The 23,130-nt window shown below is 71.9% G+C and carries 19 protein-coding genes and 2 pseudogenes; 9 read left to right on the top strand and 12 right to left on the bottom strand.

All coding sequences use genetic code 11. The features are described 5' to 3' along the window. Window positions 1–200 precede the first annotated feature (200 nt). Window positions 201–671, top strand: a complete 471-nt coding sequence (locus ACFTZC_RS25960) for a Dps family protein (RefSeq protein ID WP_382893629.1) — start codon at window positions 201–203, stop codon at window positions 669–671. A 36-nt stretch (window positions 672–707) separates the two neighbouring features. On the opposite strand, the gene ACFTZC_RS25955 is transcribed toward ACFTZC_RS25960, so the two are convergent. Together ACFTZC_RS25955 and ACFTZC_RS25950 are read right to left on the bottom strand one after the other, a co-directional pair. Next, window positions 708–1,466, bottom strand: coding sequence for an Fpg/Nei family DNA glycosylase (locus tag ACFTZC_RS25955; RefSeq protein ID WP_382893627.1), 759 nt, complete (start codon window positions 1,464–1,466; stop codon window positions 708–710). 139 nt (window positions 1,467–1,605) lie between these two features. Further along, window positions 1,606–6,237 (bottom strand): ATP-dependent helicase, encoded by a 4,632-nt coding sequence (locus tag ACFTZC_RS25950; RefSeq protein WP_382893625.1) that lies wholly within the window; start codon window positions 6,235–6,237, stop codon window positions 1,606–1,608. Window positions 6,238–6,408: 171 nt separating this feature from the next. On the opposite strand from ACFTZC_RS25950, the gene ACFTZC_RS25945 reads away from it, so the two are divergent. The 4 genes from ACFTZC_RS25945 (at window position 6,409) to ACFTZC_RS25930 (ending at window position 9,280) form a co-directional block, all read left to right on the top strand. After that, entirely contained in the window at window positions 6,409–7,299 is an 891-nt protein-coding gene (locus ACFTZC_RS25945) for an AzlC family ABC transporter permease (RefSeq protein ID WP_382893623.1), read from the top strand. Further along, window positions 7,296–7,604, top strand: coding sequence for an AzlD domain-containing protein (locus ACFTZC_RS25940; protein WP_382893621.1), 309 nt, complete (start codon window positions 7,296–7,298; stop codon window positions 7,602–7,604). The genes ACFTZC_RS25945 and ACFTZC_RS25940 overlap by 4 nt, the downstream gene beginning before the upstream one ends. A 52-nt stretch (window positions 7,605–7,656) precedes the next feature. Continuing rightward, window positions 7,657–7,851, top strand: coding sequence for a DUF3046 domain-containing protein (locus ACFTZC_RS25935; RefSeq protein WP_382893619.1), 195 nt, complete (start codon window positions 7,657–7,659; stop codon window positions 7,849–7,851). A gap of 145 nt (window positions 7,852–7,996) precedes the next feature. Next, the gene (locus tag ACFTZC_RS25930) at window positions 7,997–9,280 is read left to right on the top strand and encodes an AI-2E family transporter (RefSeq protein WP_382893617.1); all 1,284 of its coding nucleotides are present in this window, start codon (window positions 7,997–7,999) and stop codon (window positions 9,278–9,280) included. A gap of 13 nt (window positions 9,281–9,293) precedes the next feature. Here ACFTZC_RS25930 and ACFTZC_RS25925 read toward each other — a convergent pair. Further along, a pseudogene (locus ACFTZC_RS25925) lies at window positions 9,294–10,397 on the bottom strand (MMPL family transporter); the annotation flags it as partial. Window positions 10,398–10,890: 493 nt separating this feature from the next. Here ACFTZC_RS25925 and recA point away from each other — a divergent pair. Further along, the gene (recA, locus tag ACFTZC_RS25920; RefSeq protein WP_382893615.1) at window positions 10,891–12,018 is read left to right on the top strand and encodes a recombinase RecA; all 1,128 of its coding nucleotides are present in this window, start codon (window positions 10,891–10,893) and stop codon (window positions 12,016–12,018) included. After that, window positions 11,931–12,608 (top strand): annotated as a pseudogene (gene recX / locus ACFTZC_RS25915) (recombination regulator RecX); the annotation flags it as partial. The gene recA and the pseudogene recX, both read left to right, overlap by 88 nt. A gap of 443 nt (window positions 12,609–13,051) precedes the next feature. Here the strand turns inward: recX and ACFTZC_RS25910 are convergent. From ACFTZC_RS25910 to ACFTZC_RS25875, 8 genes are all read right to left on the bottom strand, one after another. Next, entirely contained in the window at window positions 13,052–13,492 is a 441-nt protein-coding gene (locus ACFTZC_RS25910) for a rhodanese-like domain-containing protein (RefSeq protein ID WP_382893613.1), read from the bottom strand. Window positions 13,493–13,494: 2 nt separating this feature from the next. Beyond that, window positions 13,495–14,052, bottom strand: a complete 558-nt coding sequence (locus ACFTZC_RS25905; RefSeq protein WP_382893611.1) for a cysteine dioxygenase — start codon at window positions 14,050–14,052, stop codon at window positions 13,495–13,497. Between the two features lie 76 nt (window positions 14,053–14,128). After that, window positions 14,129–14,200, bottom strand: coding sequence for a putative leader peptide (locus ACFTZC_RS25900; protein WP_309544753.1), 72 nt, complete (start codon window positions 14,198–14,200; stop codon window positions 14,129–14,131). A 47-nt stretch (window positions 14,201–14,247) separates the two neighbouring features. After that, entirely contained in the window at window positions 14,248–15,951 is a 1,704-nt protein-coding gene (locus tag ACFTZC_RS25895) for an FAD-dependent monooxygenase (RefSeq protein ID WP_382893609.1), read from the bottom strand. Window positions 15,952–16,100: 149 nt separating this feature from the next. Beyond that, the gene (locus tag ACFTZC_RS25890; RefSeq protein WP_382893607.1) at window positions 16,101–17,012 is read right to left on the bottom strand and encodes an amino acid ABC transporter permease; all 912 of its coding nucleotides are present in this window, start codon (window positions 17,010–17,012) and stop codon (window positions 16,101–16,103) included. Beyond that, the gene (locus tag ACFTZC_RS25885) at window positions 17,009–17,683 is read right to left on the bottom strand and encodes an amino acid ABC transporter permease (protein ID WP_382893605.1); all 675 of its coding nucleotides are present in this window, start codon (window positions 17,681–17,683) and stop codon (window positions 17,009–17,011) included. Before ACFTZC_RS25885 ends, ACFTZC_RS25890 begins: the two co-directional genes overlap by 4 nt. A gap of 75 nt (window positions 17,684–17,758) precedes the next feature. Then, window positions 17,759–18,598: a glutamate ABC transporter substrate-binding protein gene (locus tag ACFTZC_RS25880; protein ID WP_382893603.1), complete on the bottom strand. Its 840-nt coding sequence runs from the start codon at window positions 18,596–18,598 to the stop codon at window positions 17,759–17,761. 258 nt (window positions 18,599–18,856) lie between these two features. Next, the gene (locus tag ACFTZC_RS25875) at window positions 18,857–19,642 is read right to left on the bottom strand and encodes an amino acid ABC transporter ATP-binding protein (RefSeq protein ID WP_382893601.1); all 786 of its coding nucleotides are present in this window, start codon (window positions 19,640–19,642) and stop codon (window positions 18,857–18,859) included. 278 nt (window positions 19,643–19,920) lie between these two features. Here ACFTZC_RS25875 and ACFTZC_RS25870 point away from each other — a divergent pair, with 278 nt between their 5' ends. Together ACFTZC_RS25870 and ACFTZC_RS25865 are read left to right on the top strand one after the other, a co-directional pair. Continuing rightward, entirely contained in the window at window positions 19,921–20,628 is a 708-nt protein-coding gene (locus tag ACFTZC_RS25870; RefSeq protein ID WP_365817737.1) for a response regulator transcription factor, read from the top strand. Then, on the top strand, window positions 20,625–22,028 hold the full coding sequence (locus tag ACFTZC_RS25865; RefSeq protein WP_382893598.1) for an ATP-binding protein: 1,404 nt from the start codon (window positions 20,625–20,627) through the stop codon (window positions 22,026–22,028). Before ACFTZC_RS25870 ends, ACFTZC_RS25865 begins: the two co-directional genes overlap by 4 nt. Window positions 22,029–22,103: 75 nt before the next feature. Here the strand turns inward: ACFTZC_RS25865 and ACFTZC_RS25860 are convergent, their stop codons facing one another. After that, window positions 22,104–23,102: a TAXI family TRAP transporter solute-binding subunit gene (locus tag ACFTZC_RS25860; protein WP_382893596.1), complete on the bottom strand. Its 999-nt coding sequence runs from the start codon at window positions 23,100–23,102 to the stop codon at window positions 22,104–22,106. Between the last annotated feature and the right edge of the window lie 28 nt (window positions 23,103–23,130).

The following is a 23,130-nucleotide window of genomic DNA, read 5'->3' as shown; positions in this document are numbered from 1 at the left end:
AGGCTGTGACCGGGCCCCGGTCGGTAGCGATACCGGCCGGGGCCTCGGTGTGTCCGCTGGGTCCTGGTCCGCTGTGTCCTGCGGAGGACTCCGGCTCGAATGACCGTTTTGTCCTACCTGTGTCATGGTGGACACGGAGCCGGACAGGGCTGGTGAGGCTGGTCGGGCCGGTGGAATCGACGGAACACTGGAGGGCCTGTATGTCTGTCGTGAAGAGTTCCCTGCCCGAGGAGGACCTGAAGCTGGTCGGCGAGGTGCTGCAGGGAGCGCTCGTGGATCTGGTGGACCTCTCGCTCGTCGCGAAGCAGGTGCACTGGAACATCGTCGGGCCGCGCTTCCGCTCCGTCCATCTCCAGCTCGACGACGTCGTGACCACGGCGCGGCAGCATTCGGACACGGTCGCCGAGCGCGCCTCCGCGATCGGTGTGACCCCGGACGGGCGGGCCGCGACGGTGGCGGGGACCAGCGCGATCGGCCCGGTTCCCAACGGCTGGATCAAGGACGGGGACGCGGTGCGGACCCTCGTGGACGCGCTCGGCGCGGTGGTCACGCGGATGCGTGAGCGCGTCGAGGTGACGGACAAGCCGGATCCGGTGACGCAGGACATTCTGATCCAGGTCACGGCCGATCTTGAGAAGCACGCGTGGATGTTCCAGGCGGAGAGCGCGTAACGCGCGGCGCACGCTGCGTGTGCACGGAGTGGGGCCTCAGGGGGTGGGGCCCGGCTGGCAGCGGGGGCACCAGTAGGCGGGACGCCCGTCCTGGTCGGCCGTACGGATCGGGGTGGCGCAGCGGGGGCAGGGCCGGTGGGCGCGGCCGTACACGGACAGCTCCCTGCGATGGCCCGGGCGCTCCCGGTTGGCTTCGAGCAGTCTCTTGGCCGCCGTCACCAGACGCTCGGGCGAGGGGAGTTCCCCCACCGGAAGCCACGGTGTCGCGCGTACGAGGAAGCAGGTCTCGGACTTGAAGATATTGCCCACACCTGCGAGGTTGCGCTGGTCGAGCAGGGCTTCTCCGACGGGGCGGGCGGGGTCGGCGAGAAGACGCCGCAGGGCGACGGCGGGGTCCCAGTCGGGGCCGAGCAGATCGGGTCCCAGATGGCCGACCACCCGTTCCTCGTCGCTGGTACGGAGGAGTTCCAGGACGGGCAGCCGGTACCCGACGGCGGTCTGTCCTGCGGTGCCGAGGATCGCCCGTATCTGATGCGCCGGGCCGCCGCGCCAGCGCTCGCCCGGGGCGTAGACCCGCCATGCGCCGTCCATCCGCAGATGCGAGTGGAGGGTGAGCCCGCCCTCGATCCGGGTGAGCAGGTGCTTCCCGCGCGGTGTGACGTCGAGGACGGTCCTGCCGGTGAGATCGGCGGTCGCGTGGCGGGGGACCCGCAGGTCGGAGCGGGTCAGCAGGTGTCCGGCCAGGGCCCTGTGCAGGCGCTGGGCGGTCTGCAGGACGGTGTCTCCTTCGGGCATGTCTTCCACTATGCGCTTCGGTGCGGGTGCGGGTGCGGGTGTGTGGGCGTGCGGGCGTGGGTCGGGCGTGCGGGTCCGGGCCGGGCGTGTGGGCGTGGGCCGGGCGGGCTTCCCGGTGCTTGTGGCGCCGGGTGGGTGGTCAGGCGCGCAGGCGCAGGCCTCTGGGGGTGGCGTGGAAGCCCGCCGACTCCAGGGTCCGGCCCAGCGGTGAGGTGAGCGCGGGTGTGCCGTTGGCCCGCTCGACCGTGACCGTACCGAGCGCGCCCGCGCGGGCGGCGTCCGCGAGCGCCACCGCGGCGGCCGGCAGCGCGGGGTCCGCCGGGTCCGTGGTCCAGGCCAGCAGGGTCTTTCCGCCGCGCTCCAGGTAGAGGGTCAGCTCGCCGTCGACCAGGACGACCAGGGAGCCCGCCTTGCGCCCCGGTTTGTGGCCCGCGCCCTCCGGTGGCTCCGGCCAGGGCAGGGCGGCCCCGTAGGCGTTGGCGGGATCGGCCGCCGCGAGCACGACGGCGCGGGGCGCGGGCTGCCCGGCGCCGCGGTCGCGGGCCGTCGCCGCGGCCCGCAGCCGGTCGACCGCCCCGTCCATCGCGAACTGGGCGGCGCCCAACCCCTCCACGACATAGCCGCGGCGGGCCTGGCCGCTGTCCTCGAAGGCCGACAGCACGCGGTACGTGGCGGAGAAGCCGCCCGTCACGCCCTCGGCCGCGACCGCGCCCCGGGTCACCACACCGTGCCGGTCGAGGAGGATGCGGGCCAGCGCGTGGGCACGGTGCGTCGGGTCGGGTTCCTGTGCGGGAAGGAGCGACCAGCGCCCGCTCACGGTTGGCGGGCCCGTACGGGAGGCGGGTCTGGCGGCGGCCGTCAGGGTGCCGTACCGCCCCCGGGGCACCGGGCGGCGGGCGCGGTGGGCCGTGGAGCCCGCCGTACGGCCGGAGCCGAGCAGCGAGCGCAGCGGGGCCAGGGTGTCGTTGGTGAGCCGTCCCGTCCAGGCCAGGTCCCAGAGCGCGTCGGCCAGTTGGGGATCGGTCGCCTCGGGGTGGGTGGTCGCGCGCACCTGGTCGGCGATCTGCCGGAAGAACAGCCCGTAACCACCGGAGAGGGTGGTCAGCACCGAGGAGTGCAGGGCAGTCTGCTCCAGCGGGTGCGGGGCGGGGAGCAGCAGCGGCGCGGCGTCGGCGAGATAGAGCGACACCCAGCCGTCCTTGCCGGGCAGGGCGCCGGAGCCGGCCCACAGGACCTCGCCCGTGGTGGTCAGCTCGTCCAGCAGCGCCGGGGTGTAGCCGGCGACCCGGGACGGCAGGATCAGCTTCTCCAGCGCGGAAGCGGGGACGGGGGCGCCCTGCAACTGTTCGACGGCGCGGGCGAGTCCGTCGATGCCGCGCAGGCTGTCGCCGCTCAGATGCTGCCACTGGGGGAGGAACGTGGCGAGCGCGGCGGGCGCGACCGGCTCCAGCTCCTGGCGCAGCGCGGCCAGCGAGCGGCGGCGCAGCCGCCGGAGCACCGTGGCGTCGCACCACTCCTGGCCGATGCCGGACGGATGGAACTCGCCCTGGACGACCCGGGCGCTCGCGGCGAGCCGCTGGAGCGCCCCGTCCGTGACCGCCGTCCCCAGACCGAAGCGCTCGGCCGCCGAGGACGACGTGAACGGGCCGTGCGTACGGGCGTGGCGGGCGAGCAGGTCGCCCAGCGGATCCTTGACCGGTTCGGTGAACGCCTCCGGCACCCCGACCGGCAGTGCCGTGCCCAGGGCGTCCCGCAGTCGGCCGGCGTCCTCGATCCCCGCCCAGTGGTCCGCCCCGGCGATACGGACCTTGATGGCGCGGCGCGCGGCGGCCAGCTCCTCCGCCCAGGACGGCCGTGCGCCGCGCTCGGCCAGCTCGTCGTCGGTGAGCGGGCCGAGGACCCGCAGGAGGTCGGCGACGCCCTCGGCGTCCTTGACGCGCCGGTCCTCCGTCAGCCACTGGAGCTCCCGCTCCAGTTCCGTGAGGACCTCGGGGTCGAGCAGCTCCCGCAGCTCGGCCTGGCCCAGCAGCTCGGCGAGCAGCCGCGAGTCCAGCGACAGCGCGGCGGCGCGCCGCTCGGCGAGGGGCGAGTCGCCCTCGTACAGGAACTGGGCGACGTAGCCGAAGAGCAGCGACCGGGCGAAGGGCGAGGGTTCGGGGGTGGTGACCTCGACGAGCCGGACCCTGCGGGATTCGAGGTCGCCCATGAGCTCGGTGAGGCCGGGGACGTCGAAGACGTCCTGAAGGCACTCGCGCACCGCCTCCAGCACGATGGGGAACGAACCGAACTCGCTCGCGACCTGGAGCAGTTGCGCGGCGCGCTGCCGCTGCTGCCACAACGGGGTGCGCTTGCCGGGGCTGCGGCGCGGCAGCAGCAGCGCCCGCGCGGCGCACTCCCGGAACCGGGAGGCGAACAGGGCGGAGCCGCCGACCTGTTCGGTGACGATCCCGCGGATCTCGCCCGGGTCGAAGGCGACGTCCGCGGCGCCCAGCGGGGCCTGTTCGCCGTCGAAGGCGGTGCCGAGGCGGTCCGGTTCGTCACTGCCTTCGACGTCCAGGAGGTCCAGGCCCATCAGATCGGCGTCCGGCAGCCGCAGCACGATGCCGTCGTCGGCGTGCATGACCTGCGCGTCCATGCCGTACCGCTCGGAGAGCCGGGCCCCGAGCGCCAGCGCCCACGGGGCGTGCACCTGCGCGCCGAACGGGGAGTGGATCACCACCCGCCAGTCGCCGAGCTCGTCACGGAACCGCTCGACCAGGATCGTCCGGTCGTCGGGGACATGTCCGCAGGCGCGGCGCTGCTCGTCCAGGTACGAGAGGAGATTGCCGGCCGCCCAGTCGTCCAGGCCCGCCGTCATCAGGCGCAGCCGCGCGTCGTCCTCCGGGAGCGAGCCGACCTCGCGCAGGAAGGCGCCCACCGCGCGGCCCAGCTCCAGCGGGCGGCCGAGCTGGTCGCCCTTCCAGAAGGGCAGCCGTCCTGGGGCACCGGGGGCCGGGGTGACCAGGACCCGGTCACGGGTGATGTCCTCGATCCGCCAGGAGGTCGTCCCCAGGGTGAAGACATCGCCCACCCGGGACTCGTACACCATCTCCTCGTCCAGCTCACCGACCCGGCCACCGCCCTTCTTCGGGTCCGCCCCGGCGAGAAAGACCCCGAAGAGGCCGCGGTCGGGGATCGTGCCACCGGAGGTGACGGCGAGGCGCTGCGCGCCCGGGCGGCCCGTGACCGTACCCGCGACGCGGTCCCACACCACGCGGGGCCGCAGCTCCGCGAAGGCGTCGGAGGGGTAGCGTCCGGCGAGCATGTCCAGCACGGCGTGGAACGCGGAATCGGGCAGGGCGGCGAACGGCGCGGCCCTGCGGACCACGGCGAGCAGATCGTCCACCTGCCGGGTGTCCAGCGCGACCATGGCGACGAGCTGCTGCGCCAGCACATCCAGCGGGTTGGCGGGCACGCGCAGCGCCTCGATGGACCCGCCGCGCATCCGCTCCGTGACCACGGCGGCCTGCACCAGGTCGCCGCGGTACTTCGGGAAGACGACGCCGGTGGAGACCGCGCCCACCTGATGGCCGGCCCGGCCCACCCGCTGGAGGCCGGAGGCGACCGAGGGCGGCGACTCGACCTGGACGACCAGGTCCACGGCGCCCATGTCGATACCCAGCTCCAAGCTGGAGGTGGCCACGACGGCGGGCAGTCGGCCCGCCTTGAGGTCCTCCTCGACCAGGGAGCGCTGCTCCTTGGAGACCGAGCCGTGGTGCGCCCGGGCCAGCAGGGGAGGAGCGCCCTTCGCCGCGCCCGACTGGGCCATCACCTCGGCCGGTGCGTGCTCCTCGGGCATCGTCCGCCCCGTCGCACGTTCGTACGCGATCTCGTTGAGCCGGTTGCACAGCCGCTCGGCCAGCCGCCGGGAGTTGGCGAACACGATCGTGGAGCGGTGGGCCTGGACGAGATCGGCGATCCGCTCCTCCACATGCGGCCAGATCGACGGCTTCTCCCCGCCGTCCGTCTCCGACGCGGGGGAGCCGCCCAGCTCGCCCAGGTCCTCGACCGGGACGACGACGGAGAGGTCGAACTCCTTGCCGGAGGGCGGCTGGACGATCTCCACCCTGCGCTGCGGCGACAGGTAGCGGGCCACTTCCTCCACCGGGCGGACCGTCGCGGACAGACCGATGCGCCGGGCCGGGCGCGGCAGCAGCTCGTCGAGCCGCTCCAGGGAGAGGGCGAGATGGGCCCCGCGCTTCGTCCCCGCCACGGCGTGCACCTCGTCCAGGATCACCGTCTCAACACCGGCCAGCGCGTCGCGCGCGGAGGACGTGAGCATCAGGAACAGCGACTCGGGGGTGGTGATCAGGATGTCCGGCGGCCGTGTCGCCATCGACCGGCGGTCGGCGGGCGGGGTGTCGCCCGAGCGAATACCGACCCGCACCTGTGGCTCGGGCAGCCCGCGCCGTACGGACTCTTGCCGGATCCCCGTGAGCGGGCTGCGCAGATTGCGCTCCACGTCGACCGCGAGCGCCTTCAGCGGTGACACGTAAAGCACTCGGCAGCGCTTCTTCGCCTCGGCGGGCGGCGGCGCCGAGGCGAGCTGGTCCAGCGCGGCGAGGAACGCGGCCAGGGTCTTGCCGGACCCGGTCGGCGCCACCACCAGCACGTCCGCCCCCTCCTGGATGGCGCGCCAGGCCCCCTCCTGTGCCGCGGTGGGCGCGGAGAAGGCCCCCGTGAACCAGCCGCGGGTCGCGGGGGAGAAGGAGTCGAGCGCGGTACGTGCCATGCCCCCCATCGTGCACCCGCCCACTGACAATCGCTCGGACCTGGGAGAACGGCCCCGGCCTCGCTGACCGCGTGGCGCGGGTCGGGGATGGACAGGGGGGAGAGGCGCCGCGACCGCGGGGCGCACGAATGTACAAGACCTGAGGGCCCCGCCCCGCGTAGCGTGCGTGGCGTGGCAGAACAGACAGAGTCCGCTTCCGCGGACATACCGGCCGGCATACCGGTGGACGGTCCTGGGGAAAGCACTCCGCGACCCGGCCCGGAACCCGTACCCGACTCCGCCGTCGTGCGCGACGCCCTCGGCGTCGGCATCGCCGTCGGGCTCTCGGGCTTCGCCTTCGGCGTCACCTCGGCGGGCGCCGGGCTCACCGTGTTGCAGAGTTGCACGCTCAGCCTGCTGGTCTTCACCGGCGCCTCGCAGTTCGCGCTCGTCGGCGCCCTCGCGGTCGGCGGGAACCCGCTCACCGCCGCGGCGGGTGCGTTCTTCCTGGGGGTACGGAACGCCTTCTACGGCCTCAGACTCTCCCAACTGCTGCGGCTGCCGGGCCCCGTACGCCCGTTCGCCGCGCAGTGGGTGATCGACGAGACGACCGCCGTCGCCCTCGCTCAGCCGACCCGGCGCGCCGCCAGGATCGGCTTCACGGTGACCGGGCTCACGCTCTACGTGCTGTGGAACCTGACCACTCTGGCCGGGGCGCTGGGCGCGGAGGCCCTCGGCGACACCGACGCGTGGGGGCTCGACGCCGCAGGCCCCGCCGTCTTCCTCGCGCTGCTCGCGCCGATGCTCCGCACCACCACGGAGCGGGCGACCGCGGGCCTCGCCGTCGTGCTGGGGCTGGGGCTGCTGCCGGTGCTGCCCGGCGGGGTGCCGGTACTCGTCGCGGCGCTCGCCGCACCGGCCGTGCTCTGGCTCCAGGGCCGTCGGCTCGGCGCCCGCCGGAATTCCGATGGACCGGAGGGCTCAGGAGGCGCGAAGGGCACAGGTCCCGCGAAGGGCTCGGAACACGTGAAGGGCACAGGTCCGGCGAAGGGCTCAGGACGCACGAGGGGAACGGACCGTTGACCGTCTGGATCGCGATCGGCGCGACCGCCGTCGGCTGCTACCTCGTCAAGTTGCTGGGGCTGCTCGTCCCCGCCGGTGCGCTGGAGCGCCCGCTCGTCCAGCGGCTGTCCGCCCTGCTCCCCGTCGCCCTGCTGGCCGCGCTCACCGCGCAGCAGACCTTCAGTGCGAACGGCGCGCTCGTTCTGGACGCCCGGGGCGCGGGGGTCGCGGCGGCGGCCCTCGCGCTGGTGCTGCGCGCGCCGTTCCTGGTGGTCGTCGGCGCCGCGGTGGTGGTCACGGCGCTCGTACGGGCGGTGGCCGGCTGACCTGGTCCGGCCTCGGGCCGGACCGCACTCCCGGGGGCGGGATACTGGGGGCATGCGGCTGACGATTTTCTGGGAGCGTATGGCGGACCACTTCGGCGCCGCCTACGCCGATTCCTTCGCCCGTGACCATGTGATGGCCGAATTGGGCGGCCGTACGGTGCACGAGGCGCTTGAAGCGGGCTGGGAGACCAAGGACGTCTGGCGCGCCGTCTGCGACGCCATGGGTGTCCCGGCGGAGAAGCGCTGACGCGCCGTCCGCCAGCAGGAACCGGGATCCGGAGCCGGGATTCGGCTCCGGGGACCGGCCCGGGACCCGTACAGGACCCGTATCGGACCCCGCGGAAGTCCGGACCGCGGGACCGGATGTCACAGCCGTAGTCCAGACTTACTCCGTGGCACCGAACGACAACACCGCATCGGACGCAGAACCGCCGATCCCTCCGCCGGCCTCCCCGCCGGGGGCCCCGCACGCCGCGTCCCCCGGGACGCCCGCGGGGGCCCTTCCGCGCCCGGACGCCGGGGGTGGGCGCGACGACCGTATGCCCCGCTGGCTGCCGCGTGCCATGGTCCTCGCCCTGGGCCTCGTCGCCTGCTTCCAGCTCGGCAACTGGGCGTTCCATCAGCTCATCGGGCTGCTGATCAATGTGTTGATCGCCTTTTTCCTGGCGCTGGCCGTGGAGCCGGCGGTCAGCCGCATGGCGGACCGCGGGATGCGACGCGGACTCGCCACGTTCCTCGTCTTCTTCGCGGTGCTGATAGCGAGCGCCGGTTTCGTGGTGATGCTCGGCTCCATACTGGCGGGCCAGATCATCGACATCGTCGACTCCTTCCCCCAGTACCTCGACTCGGTGATCAACTGGATCAACCTGACGTTCCACACCGAGCTGTCACGGGTCGCCGTCCAGGACAGCCTGTTGCACTCCGACTGGCTCCAGAGGTACGTGCAGAACAGCGCGAGCGGTGTCCTGGACATCTCCGCCACCGTGCTGGGCGGACTGTTCAGGCTCCTGACGATCTTCCTGTTCTCCTTCTACTTCGCCGCCGACGGGCCCCGGCTGCGCCGCGCGCTCTGCTCCGTCCTGCCGCCCGCCCGGCAGGCCGAGGTGCTGCGCGCCTGGGAGATCGCGGTGGTGAAGACCGGCGGCTATCTCTACTCGCGCGGACTGATGGCCCTCATATCGGGTGTCGCGCACTACATCCTGCTGGAGATCCTCGGCGTTCCGTACGCGCCGGCCCTCGCGATGTGGGTGGGGCTGGTCTCCCAGTTCATCCCGACCATCGGCACCTACCTGGCGGGCGCCCTGCCCATGCTGATCGCCTTCACCGTGGACCCCTGGTACGCGCTGTGGGTCCTCGGCTTCGTCGTCATCTACCAGCAGTTCGAGAACTACATGCTCCAGCCCAAGCTCACCGCCCGGTCCGTGGACATCCACCCGGCGGTCGCCTTCGGCTCGGTCATCGCCGGTACGGCGCTGCTCGGCGCCGTCGGCGCGCTGATCGCGATCCCCGCCATCGCGACCCTGCAGGCGTTTCTCGGCGCGTACGTGAAGCGGTACGACGTGATGGACACCCCGTCGGTGGGTGGCCGGCCGCGGCGTCCCGGCGTCCCGCTGCGGGGGCAGATACGACGGGTGCTGCGTAGGGACGGGGACGACACCGGCCGTACGCGGGCGTAGGAGCCGGCCGGCCTCAGCGACGCTCCAGCGCCACCCTCGGCAGGATCCGGCCGAGCGGCTTCGGCAGCCACCAGGCGGCGCCTCCCAGGAGCCGCATCAGCGCGGGCACGATGAGACAGCGGATGACCACCGCGTCCAGCAGGATCGCCACCGCCATCCCGAGGCCGAACTGCTGGAGCACCCGGTCGGGGCCGAGGACGAACGCCGCGAAGACCACGATCATGATCGCCGCCGCGGCCGTGATGACCTTCCCGGTCGCCGCCAGGCCCTCACGGACCGCGGCCTGCGGTTCCTTTGTGCGCTCCCACTCCTCATGGATGCGGGAGAGCAGGAACACCTCGTGGTCCATCGAGAGACCGAAGACGATCGCGAAGATCATGACGGGGATGAACGCCTCGATCGGCCCCGGCTCGACCCCGGACCAGCCGTGCTGGAAAGCCAGGGTGGTCGCGCCGAGCGCCGCCCCGGTGCTCACCAGATTGAGCAGCGCGGCCTTCAAGGGGATCAGTACGGACCGGAAGACCACGAGCAGCAGCAGGGCCGAGAGGCCCACCACGATGGCGACGAACAGTGGCATCCGCGCGGACACCGTGGCCGCGAAGTCCTCCGTCGCGGCGGTGGCGTCGCCGACCAGCAGATCCGCGCCCGTCCGCCGCTCCAGCGGCGGCAGGACCTCGTCGCGCAACCGGTCGACGAGGAGCGAGGTCGCCTCGGCCTGCGGCGCGGAGTCGGGGAAGGCGACGACCGTGGTGACGGTGGCGTCCCGCGTCGGGATCGGCGCCGTCGCCGCGGCGACGCCGGGAGCGCTCTCCAGCGCCTGCCGCAGCGCGGCGCCGGTCCCCGCTCCACCGCCGTCCGCGACCACGATCAGCGGGCCGTTGAAGCCGGGCCCGAAGCCGTCCGCCGGCAGGTCGTACGCCTGCCGGCTCGTCTTCGTCCCCGCGTCACTGCCCGCGTCCGCGAAGCCGAGGCGCAGCCCGGCCGCCGGGGCGGCCAGCGAGACCAGCAGCGCGGCCCAGGGCCGTCGCTGTACCGCGCTCGCCCAGCGCCGCCAGGCCGCCCCCTCGGGCGTCCGGGCAACTGCCGCGCGCCGGGCGACCTGACGGGCGATCCGCGCCCGTGGTGAGGACGCCCACGGCCACGGGCCGGCGCCGCCGGAAGTACAGGGCGCCGCAGCTGAGGGTGATCAGGCCCCAGCCGATCAGCGCGCGGCCGGGCGGTTCGCCTCCCGAGCGCATCTGGAGCAGGGTCCAGACGGCCACGACGGCCGAGACGGCGAGTGCCACGACGAGGTCGGTCTCCCGTACGGACAGCCGTCGGCGGCAGGCGGGGGAGGTGAGCACCATGCGAGGAAGGAGAGGTGGGGCTTGTCACGTGTCGCTTGACACCGAAATCGAACATCCATTCTTATGGGAGGGCTGCCGGTGTTTCCCCGGTCCGGTCGGCGGAGTGTGTGGTGGCGTGGTGGCCGGGGCGTCGGCCGGCGGTTGGGCCCGGCCAGGTTGTCCGCAGTTGTCCACAGGCGGGGAGGCGTCGGGGGCGCGTTGTCAGTGGCAGGGGATAGCGTCGTTGACGTGAAGCGATCGACTCAAGCAAATCGGGTGGAACCCATGGCAGGAACCGACCGCGAGAAGGCGCTCGACGCCGCTCTCGCACAAATTGAACGACAATTCGGCAAGGGCGCAGTGATGCGCATGGGCGACCGGCCGAACGACCCCGTCGAGGTCATCCCCACCGGATCGACCGCGCTCGACGTCGCGCTCGGCGTCGGCGGCCTGCCGCGCGGCCGTGTGGTGGAGGTGTACGGCCCCGAGTCCTCCGGTAAGACGACGCTGACGCTGCACGCCGTGGCGAACGCGCAGCGGATGGGCGGCGCGGTGGCCTTCGTGGACGCCGAGCACGCCCTCGACCCGGAGTACGCGAGGAAGCTCGGCGTCGACGTCGACAATCTACTCCTCTCCCAGCCGGACAACGGTGAGCAGGCCCTGGAGATCGTGGACATGCTGGTCCGCTCCGGCGCGCTCGACCTCATCGTCATCGACTCCGTCGCCGCGCTGGTGCCCCGCGCGGAGATCGAGGGCGAGATGGGCGACTCGCACGTCGGGCTCCAGGCGCGGCTGATGAGCCAGGCGCTCCGGAAGATCACCAGTGCGCTCAACCAGTCCAAGACCACCGCGATCTTCATCAACCAGCTCCGCGAGAAGATCGGCGTGATGTTCGGCTCGCCGGAGACCACGACCGGTGGCCGGGCGCTCAAGTTCTACGCGTCGGTCCGCCTGGACATCCGCCGTATCGAGACCCTGAAGGACGGCACCGAGGCCGTCGGCAACCGCACCCGGGTCAAGGTCGTCAAGAACAAGGTCTCGCCGCCCTTCAAGCAGGCCGAGTTCGACATCCTCTACGGCCAGGGCATCAGCCGCGAGGGCGGTCTGATCGACATGGGCGTGGAGCACGGCTTCGTCCGCAAGGCCGGCGCCTGGTACACGTACGAGGGCGACCAGCTCGGCCAGGGCAAGGAGAACTCCCGCAACTTCCTCAAGGACAACCCCGATCTCGCCAATGAGATCGAGAAGAAGATCCTGGAGAAGCTGGGGGTCGGGGTCCAGCCGCAGGCGCCGACGGCCGAGCCCGGAGCGGACGCCGCAGGCGCCCCCGCCTCCGGTGCCGAGCCGGTGAAGCCGGCCACCGCCACTGCCTCCAAGGCCAAGTCGGCCAAGTCGGCAGCGGCCAAGAGTTAGTTCCTGCCGTGCCTTACGCGAAGAGGCGACGGACTGAAAAGCCGGGCGGCGGCTCCGACTCGTCGAGGGCCGAGCAGGAGCTGTCGCCCCAGGACCCGGCCGAGCGGGCGCGGGCGATCTGTCTGCGCCTGCTCACCGGCACCCCCCGTACACGCAAACAGCTCGCGGACGCCCTGGAGAAGCGGGAGATCCCGGAGGAGATCGCGGAGGAGGTGCTCTCCCGCTTCGTGGACGTGGGACTGATCAACGACGCGGCGTTCGCGGACGCCTGGGTCGAGTCGCGGCATCACGGCCGCGGCCTGGCCCGGCGCGCCCTCGCGCGGGAGCTGCGGACGAAGGGCGTGGAGTCCGCGCTGATCGACGAGGCGGTCGGGCAGCTCGACTCCGAGCGGGAGGAGGAGACCGCCCGCGAGCTGGTCGCCCGCAAGCTCCGCGCCACCCGTGGCCTGGAGCGGGACAGACGGGTGCGCCGACTCGCGGGGATGCTGGCGCGCAAGGGATATCCGGAGGGCATGGCGCTCCGGGTGGTCAAGCGGGCGCTGGAGGAGGAGGGCGAGGACACCGAGGGGCTGGAGGAGGGCGTCCATTGAGGGGTGGTCTCCGAGCCAGGACCTGGACGCACAGACCCGGACCCGGGACCAGCACCCGGACCCGGGACCGGCCCCGGACTCAGGCGGGCATGAGAACCGGAGACGGACACGAGACCCGGGCCCCGGACCGGAGGCCGGACCTGGGCTCAGGACACGGGCGCGGACCCGGAACGGGCGGCCGGACCGGTACACGGACCCGGGACCGGCCCGGACTCAGGAACCGGACCAGGACACGGACCGGGGCCGAGCTGGACCGGGACCTGACACCGACCGGCCCCGGACACAGGGACCGGACACGGATCGGGGGCCGGAGCTGGGCTTGAGGGCCCGGACGGAACCGGAGACCGGACTCGGACCGGAGACCGGAGCCGGGGGTTCCGGGCGGGCCGCCGCCGCGGCTGGTCCGGCTCCGTACGGGAGGGCTCGGCGCAGCGCGCGTACGCTCACCGCGTGACGGGCAGCCCCTCGGCCTTCCACGCCTGGAAGCCTCCGACGAGGTCGGTCGCGCGGTGCAGTCCCAACTGCCGCAGGGACACCGCCGCCAGGCTCGACGCGTACCCCTCGTTGCAGATGACCACGACCCGCAGCTCATGGCTGGTCGCCTCCGGGGCCCGGTGGCTGCCCCGCGGGTCGAGCCGCCACTCCAGCTCGTTGCGCTCCACGACCAGCGCCCCCGGGACCAGCCCGTCGCGCTCGCGCAGCGCCGCGTACCGGATGTCCACCAGCAGCGCGCCGTCCGCCGCGGCCTCGAACGCCTCCCGGGGCTCCAGCCGGTCCAGGTCCGCACGGACCCGCTCCAGCAGCTCGTCTATGCCCACCGGCCCGTCGCCCGCACGCTCGCCGGTCCCCCGCTCGCCGCCCGGCCGCTCATCGGTACCTCGCACGCTCACTGCCACTCCTCGGGACGCTCGACCTGTTCGAGACGGAGCACCTGCCCGGTGCGGCTGTAGCGCCGCATCAGCGGCAGCGGCGGGTAGTACGCGTGGACGGACACGGCGTGCGCGGTCCCGGACTCGTTGCGCACCTCGTGGACATGGTGCCTGCCGAACGCCCGGCCCTCGCCCGCCGTCAGCTGCCGCTCGCGGTCCACGTCCTCGGCCAGCTCCAGGGTCTTCCACCCCTCGGTGGGCAGCCGCGCCGCCAGCGAGTCCTCCTTGAGCGTGCCCGCCGCCGTGGCGAACGCGCCGTGCGAGCCACCGTGGTCGTGCCAGCCGGTGCCCGTGCCGGGCGGCCAGCCGATCAGCCACGCCTCGCTGCCGCCGGGCCCCTCCAGCCTGATCCACGTACGCCCCTCGGGGTCGAGCGGCAGGGAGTCGATCAGCGCGCGGTCGGCGGCGGCGCCGCGGACGAAGTCCAGCAGCTCGGCGGGGGTGGGACCGGCGGCCGGGCCGGACGCGACGGCCCCGGCGGCGGGTGCGGAGGTGGGTACGGGAAGAAGAGACACGGTGACCGTCCTGAGAGGTTCGCGGGGGTACGCCGCCGTGGCGCGGAGCGGGAGGCGCGGAGCGGAAAGGGGCGAATCAACAGGACGGGCGACACACGCAGCCCGCATAGCGGACCAGGTCCATATGGACCCTCCGCCACAGGCGCACATCGGTGTCAGTCACGATTCGGAGTACACCATGTGAGCCCGCGGCGGTCAATTGATGTTCGCGGTGCGGTCAGGAGTTACCGGAGCGTTCGGCTTCGGAACGGTGTGCGCCGTCGGTTGATCGGCGCCGCCCGGAGCCTTCGCGCCGCCCGACGGCCGGCCGGCACCCGGACCCCCGGAAGGCGCGTCCGGCGCGCCGCCGCGCGCCGCGTCCGCCGCCGCGTAGAGGTCGCCCGGCCGTACCCCGCCGAAGGCCGTCACGAGGTGCCCGTCCGGCCGGACCAGCAGCACACTGTGCGCGGAGGCTCCCGGATACGCCTCCGTGACCAGCAGCTCCGCCCGTACCGGCAGCGCCGACACAGCCTCGGCCAGCCGCGGCATCACCCCCGCCGTCAGCCAGTGCCGTCGGTCCCAGACCCCGGTGCCCGGGGCAACCAGCACCACCAGCAGCCGGCCCTGTCCCAGCCGCTCGCCGAGCCGGGTGGTCGTGCCGTCCGGCGCCGTCACCCGTACGTCGTCGACCTGGGCGCCGGGCGGCGTGCCCACCGCCGTCTGCGTCTCGGTGGGCGGGGGCGCGAGGGGGGAGTGCGGATAGGAGGGCGGCGCGCCCAGCGGGCCGTGCCCGAGGTGCCCGTCGGCGAGCAGGGTGTCGTGCCCGCGGGTCGCTCCCGGCATGTACGTACGCAGCCCGCCACCGCCCCGCAGTATCGGCAGCGACTGGTCGGCCGCGCGCAGCCGAGCGGCCACGGCGGTGCGGCGCTCGGCCTGGTAGCTGTCGAGGAGGGTCTCCGAAGCCCCGTGGTGCCAGTCCTCGCCGAGCTTCCAGGAGAGGTTGCCGATGTCGCGGAGCCCCTCGTCGAGCCCCTGCGTGCCGACGGCGCCCAGCAGATGCGCGGCGTCCCCGGCGAGAAAGGCCCGGCCCGCGCGCCAGCGCCGGGCGAGCCGGTGGTGCAGCGTGTAGACGCCCGTGTCGAGCAGTTCGTACGGCGGCGTCTCACCGCACCAGCCGGCCAGGGTGTCCCGTAAACGCGACACCAGCGCGTCGGGCGTCACCAAGTCGCCGCGGGCCGGCAGCAGCCAGTCGAGCCGCCACACGCCGTCGCCGAGCGGCCTGGCGGAGACCTCCTCGCCGCCGCCCGGCCACGGTGGCCTGCGGTGCAGCAGAGCCTCGTCCGGCCATGGCAGCTCAGCGCGGATCGCGGCGACCGCGTGCCGCTCCACCGCCGTACGCCCGGGGAAGCGGATGCCGAGCAGCTTGCGGACCGTGGAGCGGGCGCCGTCGCACCCCACGAGGTGGCTGCCGCGCCACCAGGTCGCCCCGGGGCCGCGGGTGTGCGCGGTGATCCCGTGGCCGTCCTGCTCCAGGGCGTCGAGCCGGCTGCCGGGGACCACCCGGATCAGGCCCTCCTCGGCGATGGAGGCACGCAGTCCGCGCGTCAGGGCGTGCTGCGGGATGTGCAGGGGGGCCGGGGAATCGTCACCGGCCCGGCCGAGGGGCAGTTCCCGCATGAGCTGCTTGCGCCGCATCAGACGCCAGCCGGCCCAGCGTGCTCCCTCGTCACCGAGGGTGGTGCAGCCGAGCCGGGCCAGCAGCGCGACGGTGTCCGGCCGCAGTACGGCGGTCCGCGCGGGGCGCGGATCGTCCGTGCCGGTGCCCTCGTCCAGCACGACGGAGGGGACACCCTGCACGGCGAGAGCCAGCGAGAGCGCGAGCCCGACCGGGCCCGCGCCCACGACGATCACCGGGTCCACGGCGCGCCCCTTCGGGCCCGTGCGGTCATACGGTCAGGGGCGGCGGCAGGAGCCCGGTGTGTGATCACAGAACGTATGCAACCTATTGGGGGTGCTCGCGTCAAGCGACGGGCGGGGCGGCGCGTACACCCCCCGCCCCGCCCGCCTCATCAGGCAGAGTTGTTGCCGCCGTCCATGGTGTGCCCCGGGCCGTAGGCCAGATGAGGTTCCCCGGCCCCGAGGACCTCTCCGGTGCTCTTCTTGCCGCGCCGCAGCCGCCGCTCCAGCCATCCGGCGAAAGCGGTGAGCGCGGAGTTCAGCGCGATGTAGATCAGGGCGATGACGACGAGCGTGGCGATGGTGTTCGCGCCGTAGTTGGCGGTGATCGAACGGTTCTGCGCGAGCAGTTCGGAGAAGCCGAGCATCGCGCCGCCCAGCGCCGTGTCCTTGACGACCACCACGAGCTGGCTGACCAGGGCCGGCAGCATCGCGGTCACGGCCTGCGGCAGCAGGACGTACGACATGGTCTGGCCCTTGCGCATCCCGATCGCCTTCGCGGCGTCGGTCTGCCCGTTCGGCAGCGTGAGGATGCCGGCCCGGACGATCTCGGCGATGACCGAGGCGTTGTAGAGCACCAGACCCGTCACCACGGCGTACAGCGGCCTCAGGTCCGAGGAGACATTGCTGAACTGCACGTAGAGCGCCGAGGCGAACACCATCATGAGCAGGACCGGGATGGAGCGGAAGAACTCCACCACCACGCCGACCGGAACCCGGACCCACGCGTGGTCGGAGAGCCGCCCGATGCCGAGGAGCGCGCCGAACGGCAGGGCGATCACGATGGAGAGAGCCGCGGCCGTGATGGTCTCCCAGAGGCCGGGCAGCAGATAGGTCGTCCAGACCGCGGAGTCCGTGACGAACGGGCTCCACTTCTCGGACGCGAGCTGCTCCTTCTCGGCCATGATGGCCAGCACCCACCAGGCGGCGAGCGCGAAGACCACCAGGAACACGACCGTGTAGAGGATGTTGCGCCGCTTGGCGCGGGCCCCCGGGGCGTCGTACAGGACGGACGTGCCACTCATCGCTTCACCGCCACGCGCTTGCTGACCCAGCCCAGAACCAGGCCGGTCGGGAGGGTGAGAACGACGAAGCCGAAGGCGAACACCGCGAAGACGGTGAAGAGCGCGCTGGTCTCGTTCTCGATCATTGTCTTCATCAGCGCCGAGGCTTCCGCGACCCCGATGGCCGCCGCGACCGTCGTGTTCTTCGTCAGGGCGATCAGCACATTGGCCAGCGGTGCCACCACGGAGCGGAACGCCTGGGGCAGCACGATCAGCGTCAGCACCTGGAAGAAGCTCAGCCCCAGCGCGCGAGCGGCCTCCGCCTGTCCGACGGGCACGGTGTTGATGCCGGAGCGCAGGGACTCGCAGACGAAGGTGCCGGTGTAGGCGACCAGGCCCAGTACCGCGAGCCGGAAGCCGATGGACTTGAAGTCCCCGCCGCCGAGCGTGATCTGGAGGGTCTGGCCGAGCGCCAGCGAACAGCCCACGAGTACCACGGTCAACGGGGTGTTGCGCACGAAGTTGACGTAGACGGTGCCGAAGGTACGCATGAGTGGTACGGGACTGACACGCATCCCGGCCAGCAGCGTTCCCCATATCAGGGAACCCACTGCGGAATAGAGGGTGAGCTGCACCGTCACCCAGAAGGCGCCGAGCAGGTCGTACTGCCCGGAATCAAGAAAGTCGAACACGATGCCCCGCGCTCTCCCCTGGTTTGCTGGTCGGTACGCGCCGCCGGCCCGGCCGGCGGCGCGTCACTGCTTCTCTCAGCTCGTCGCGTCGATCTTCGGGGCGGGCTCGTTCTTGTAGTTGGCCGGACCGAAGTTGGCGGTCACGGCCTTCTCCCAGGAACCGTCCGACTCCATCTTGGTGAGCGCGTCGTTGATCTTCTTCTGGAGCTCGGTGTCGCCCTTCTTGAGGCCGATGCCGTAGGGCTCGTCGCTGAGCTTGAGGCTCAGGAGCTTGAACTTGCCCTGGTGCTCCTGCTGCGAGGCGTACCCCGCGAGAATGGAGTCGTCCGTGGTCAGGGCGTCAACGGCCTTGTTCTCCAGGCCGGTCAGGCACTCGGAGTAGCCGCCGAACTCCTGGAGGTCCGCCTTGGGGGCAAGCTTGTCCTTGACGTTCTGCGCCGAGGTGGAGCCGGTGACGGAACAGAGCTTCTTGGAGTTCAGGTCCGCGGCCTTGGTGATGGAACTGTCGTCCGCGCGGACCAGCAGGTCCTGGTGGGCGAGGAAGTAGGGGCCGGCGAAGTCGACCTTCTTCTTGCGCTCGTCGTTGATCGTGTAGCTCGCGGCGACGAACTTCACGTCGCCGTTGGAGATCAGGTTCTCGCGCTCGGCGCTGGGCGCCTCTTTCCAGACGATGTTCTTGGCGTCGTAGCCCAGTTCCTTGGCGACATACGTGGCGACGTCGACGTCGAAGCCCGCGTACGTGCCGTCCGGCTTCTTCAGGCCGAGGCCGGGCTGGTCGAACTTGATGCCGATGGTGATCTTGTCGCCGCCGCCGGAACCGCTGTCGCCCTCGTTGCTCTCGCCGCCGCAGGCGGTGGCGGTCAGGGAGAGGACCAGGGCGGCGGCCGCGGCCGCGCTTGCCTTGTGGAGCTTCATGCGTGAACTTCCCTCGGGTGAGACGTGAACGAATCAGGTTCTGCGGAACGCGGTGGTGCCCGTAGAGCCGTAGAGACGTAGAGCCATAAGCCGTAGAGCCGTAAGCCGTGGCGTACGAAGAGCCGTAAGCCGTCGAGCGGAGTCGGTGGAGCTGATCAGCGGGTCGGTGGATCAGCTGATGGGTGGATCAGTGGATCAGCAGACCGGCGAATCGGCGGATCAGTACATCGACGGACCGGTGTGGTGCGGGATCGCGGATCAGTGGTGCAGGATCTTCGAGAGGAAGTCCTTCGCGCGGTCGCTGCGCGGATTGCTGAAGAACTCGTCGGGCGTGGCCTGCTCGATGATCCGGCCGTCGGCCATGAAGACGACCCGATTCGCGGCGGACCGGGCGAAGCCCATTTCGTGCGTGACGACGACCATCGTCATTCCGTCACGGGCCAGTTGCTGCATGACTTCGAGCACTTCATTGATCATCTCCGGGTCGAGCGCCGAGGTGGGCTCGTCGAAGAGCATGACCTTCGGGTTCATCGCCAGCGCCCGCGCGATGGCGACGCGCTGCTGCTGTCCGCCCGAGAGCTGGGCGGGGTACTTGTCGGCCTGCGAGCCCACCCCCACGCGGTCGAGCAGCGTGCGCGCGGTCTCCTCGGCCTTCTTCTTGTCCGTCTTGCGGACCTTGATCTGGCCCAGCGTGACGTTCTCCAGCACCGTCTTGTGTGCGAAGAGGTTGAACGACTGGAAGACCATGCCGACATCGGCACGCAGCCTCGCCAGTTCCTTGCCCTCGTCGGGCAGGGGTTTGGCGTCGATCGAGATCGAACCCGAATCGATCGTTTCCAGGCGGTTGATGGTGCGACACAGTGTGGACTTGCCGGACCCGGAAGGCCCGATGACGACCACGACCTCGCCACGGGCGATGGTCAGGTCGATGTCCTGGAGCACATGCAGCGCGCCGAAGTGCTTGTTCACGTTGCTCAGTACGACCAGGTCGCCCGTCGCCTGCCCGGCGCCCCCGGTGTCCTTGGTCACTGACACTCCGCTCATCGGCTTTTTGCTCCGTCCTCACTCGGTTGGGGAGGACCCTAGTCACGCGCTGCGATCAGCGTCATTACATCTGAGCTGAAATTGAGCATAACGATCCGGCCGCAACCGGACACTCCGTGTGAACTGGGCAGTGCGGGGAGTACCGGGTGGGTAACGGAAACGTTGGTGTAACGGGAAGGCTCTTGACTGGCGCCCCGTCATCGGCGTGGATGCCATTTACGTACTTCGGACATGACTCAAGATCACGACATGCAGGAAAGTGACCGAAAAGGGGGCCTGTGAGGCTTTTGCTCGTGGAGGACGACGACCATGTCGCCGCCGCCCTGTCCGCCGTGCTCGCCAAGCACGGATTCCAGGTAGTCCATGCCCGCAGCGGTGAGGAGGCGCTGCAGGCCGTGCTGCCCGCCGCCGGCAAGCCGCCGTTCGCGGTGGTGCTGCTCGACCTCGGCCTGCCCGACCAGGACGGCTACCAGGTCTGCGGCAAGATCCGGAAGATCACCTCGACCCCGGTGATCATGGTGACGGCCCGGGCCGACGTACGGTCCCGGATCCACGGCCTCAACCTGGGGGCCGACGACTACGTGGTCAAGCCGTACGACACCGGTGAACTCCTCGCCCGCATTCACGCCGTGAGCCGGCGCACCGTGAGCGGGGACGAGCCGGGGCACCCGGAGGAGGCGGTCCAGCGCCTCGGGCGGCTCACGCTCGAACTGCCCACCCGCCGCGTCACCGTGGACGGTACGGCCGTACAGCTCACCCGCAAGGAGTTCGACCTGCTGGCCCTGCTCGCGCAGCGCCCCGGGGTCGTCTTCGGCCGGGAACAGATCATCAGCGAGGTGTGGCGCACGAGTTGGGAGGGGACGGGGCGCACCCTGGAGGTTCATGTGGCGTCGCTGCGTTCCAAGCTCGGCATGCCCGCGCTGATCGAGACCGTACGGGGGGTCGGCTACCGGCTGGTCGTGCCGGCCGGGCATCCGCACCGGTGAGCACCCGGCTTCTGCCGCTGCTGATCATCCTCATGGCGGCCGTGCTCCTCGCCCTGGGCTTCCCGCTCGCCGTCAGCCGGGCCGCCGCCGAACAGCAGGACGTCGTCATCGACCGGATCGACGACACGGCCCGCGTCGCGGCCCTCGCGCAGTTCGTCTCCGAGGGCCGCACCGGTACGGAGGGCCGCGCGGGCAGCGAGGAACGGCGCGAACTGCTGGAGGAGGAGCTGACCCGCTACCACGAGGTGTACGGGATCAGGGTCGGCGTCTTCTACCGCGACGGCAGGGCCATGGCCAGCGCCCCGGGGAACTGGCGCGTGCCGGCGGACGGCAAGGGGCGCCAGTCCTTCCAGGAGGCTCTGCTGGGCCGCCGCAGCGACGACCCCGAGCAGGTCTGGCCCTGGCAGAACGGCCGGCTCATCGTGGACTCGCCGGTCGTACGGGACGGGGATGTCGTCGCCGTCGTGGTGACGGACTCACCGACCGGCCAGATGCGTTCGCGCACCCTGCGGAGCTGGCTGGTCATCGCGGTGGGCGAGGCGGTGGCCATGCTCGTGGCGGTCGGGGCCGCGATCCGGCTGACCGGGTGGGTGCTGCGGCCCGTACGGGTCCTCGACGCGGTCACGCACGACATCGCCACCGGACGGATGAAGTCGCGGGTCGCCGCGGCCGGCGGACCGCCGGAACTGCGGCGGCTGGCCGGTTCGTTCAACGAGATGGCGGACAACGTCGAGGACGTGCTGGAGCAGCAGCGCGCCTTTGTCGCCGACGCCTCCCACCAGTTGCGCAACCCGCTCTCCGCCCTGCTGCTGCGGATCGAGCTGCTCGGCCTCGAACTGCCCGAGGGGAACGAGGAGATCGCCTCCGTACGCACCGAGGGCAGGCGGCTGGCCCAGGTCCTCGACGACCTCCTCGACCTGGCGCTGGCCGAGCACACCGCCGCCGACCTGCGGATCACCGACATCGGGGAGGTGGCCGCCGAACGGGTCGCGGCATGGCGGGCCGTCGCCGAGGAGAAGGGCGTACGGCTGACCGAGCACCGCGCCGCGGTCACCGGCTGGGCCGATCCCATCGCGCTCTCCAGCGCCCTGGACGCCGTGATCGACAACGCCCTCAAGTTCACCCCGGCCGGTGAGGAGGTCACGGTCACGGTCGCCCGTAACGGCACGACGTCCACCGTCGTCGTCAACGACGGCGGTCCCGGGCTCACCGACGAGGAGCTGTCCCGGATCGGCGACCGCTTCTGGCGCAGCAACCGCCACCAGAACATCAAGGGGTCGGGGCTCGGCCTCTCCATCACGCGGGCGCTGCTCGCGGCGGGCGACGGCACCATCACGTACGCCCACGGCGAGCCGCGCGGCCTGCGGGTCACCGTGGCCGTCCCGCGCACGGCACCCTGACCCCGCGCGGCTCAGCCCCTACGGGGCGGCCCTGACCCCGCTCGTCGGCCCTGCCTCTGCGGATCGCCCGGAACGCTACGGCTTGACCGACTGGTAGTACCGCTGGGCGCCCTTGTGCAACGGGAGCGGAGCCGTGTAGATGGCGGTCCGCAGATCCACCAGCTGGGCCGGGTGCACCTGGTGGCCGATGCGGTCCCGGCTCTTGATCACCGTGCGGGTGAACCCCTCCACCAGGTCCGGGTCGATCCGGTCGTCGGTGACGAGCAGATTCGCCACCGCCACGGTGGGGACGGGGGCGCTGTTCCGGATCTTCCCGTATGCGTCGGCGGGTATCTCGGCGGAGCGGTAGTAGCGCGCGGAGGCCCCGCCGGAGGTGTGCAGCTTCTCGACCAGCGCGGCGTCCAGCGGGACCAGCCGTATGTCGTAGCGCTCGGACAGCTTCTCCACGGCGGTGGTGGGGAGCCCGCCCGACCAGAAGAAGGCGTCCAGGTCACCCTCTTCGAGCAGCTGCGGCATGGTGTCTATCCCGGCCAGGACCGGGCTGATGTCCTGGTCGGGATCGAGCCCCGCGGCCGTCAGGATCCGCTCCGCCAGCAGCCGGACCCCCGATCCCTCCTGGCCCACACCGACCTTCTTGCCCCGCAGCCCCGCGACGGAGCTGATGCCGGCGCTCTTGGCGGCGATGAGCTGCACGTAGTCGTCGTAGAGCCGCGCGCAGCCGCGCAGCCCGTCCGCGCCGGGACGCCGGTCCTTCTGGTACTTGGCGACGGCGTCGGCCGTGGCGATCGTGAAGTCGGCGTCGCCCGTCGCCACCCGCGCCAGGTTCTGCTGGGAGCCCTCGCTGTCCCGCAGGTCGACCGACACCCGCGGCAGATCGCGGGCGAGGTCCTCCTTGAGCAGTGTCCCGTACCGCTGGTACACCCCGGTGGTCACTCCCGTGCTGAAGGTGACCGAACCGCTCGGCGTGGCCGCGCGGAGCGGTGCCAGCCACCACGCGAGCAGCCCGAGCACCACCAGCCCGGCGACGGCCCCCAGGGCGCGGCCACGGCTGATCCGGGGCGGAACGGTGAACATGGGCCGATCCTGTCAGCTCACTCCCCGT

The organism is Streptomyces sp. NPDC056987, from assembly GCF_042673865.1.
Classification (GTDB): domain Bacteria; phylum Actinomycetota; class Actinomycetes; order Streptomycetales; family Streptomycetaceae; genus Streptomyces.
This window is presented reverse-complemented; position numbering and strand designations above follow the sequence as displayed.

Coding starts and splice junctions, on each gene's coding strand:
- ACFTZC_RS25960 (WP_382893629.1), top strand. CDS start 201: ATGTCTGTCGTGAAGAGTTCCCTGCCCGAGGAGGACCTGAAGCTGGTC.
- ACFTZC_RS25955 (WP_382893627.1), bottom strand. CDS start 1,466: ATGCCCGAAGGAGACACCGTCCTGCAGACCGCCCAGCGCCTGCACAGG.
- ACFTZC_RS25950 (WP_382893625.1), bottom strand. CDS start 6,237: ATGGCACGTACCGCGCTCGACTCCTTCTCCCCCGCGACCCGCGGCTGG.
- ACFTZC_RS25935 (WP_382893619.1), top strand. CDS start 7,657: ATGCGGCTGACGATTTTCTGGGAGCGTATGGCGGACCACTTCGGCGCC.
- recA (WP_382893615.1), top strand. CDS start 10,891: ATGGCAGGAACCGACCGCGAGAAGGCGCTCGACGCCGCTCTCGCACAA.
- ACFTZC_RS25890 (WP_382893607.1), bottom strand. CDS start 17,012: ATGAGTGGCACGTCCGTCCTGTACGACGCCCCGGGGGCCCGCGCCAAG.
- ACFTZC_RS25880 (WP_382893603.1), bottom strand. CDS start 18,598: ATGAAGCTCCACAAGGCAAGCGCGGCCGCGGCCGCCGCCCTGGTCCTC.
- ACFTZC_RS25875 (WP_382893601.1), bottom strand. CDS start 19,642: ATGAGCGGAGTGTCAGTGACCAAGGACACCGGGGGCGCCGGGCAGGCG.
- ACFTZC_RS25860 (WP_382893596.1), bottom strand. CDS start 23,102: ATGTTCACCGTTCCGCCCCGGATCAGCCGTGGCCGCGCCCTGGGGGCC.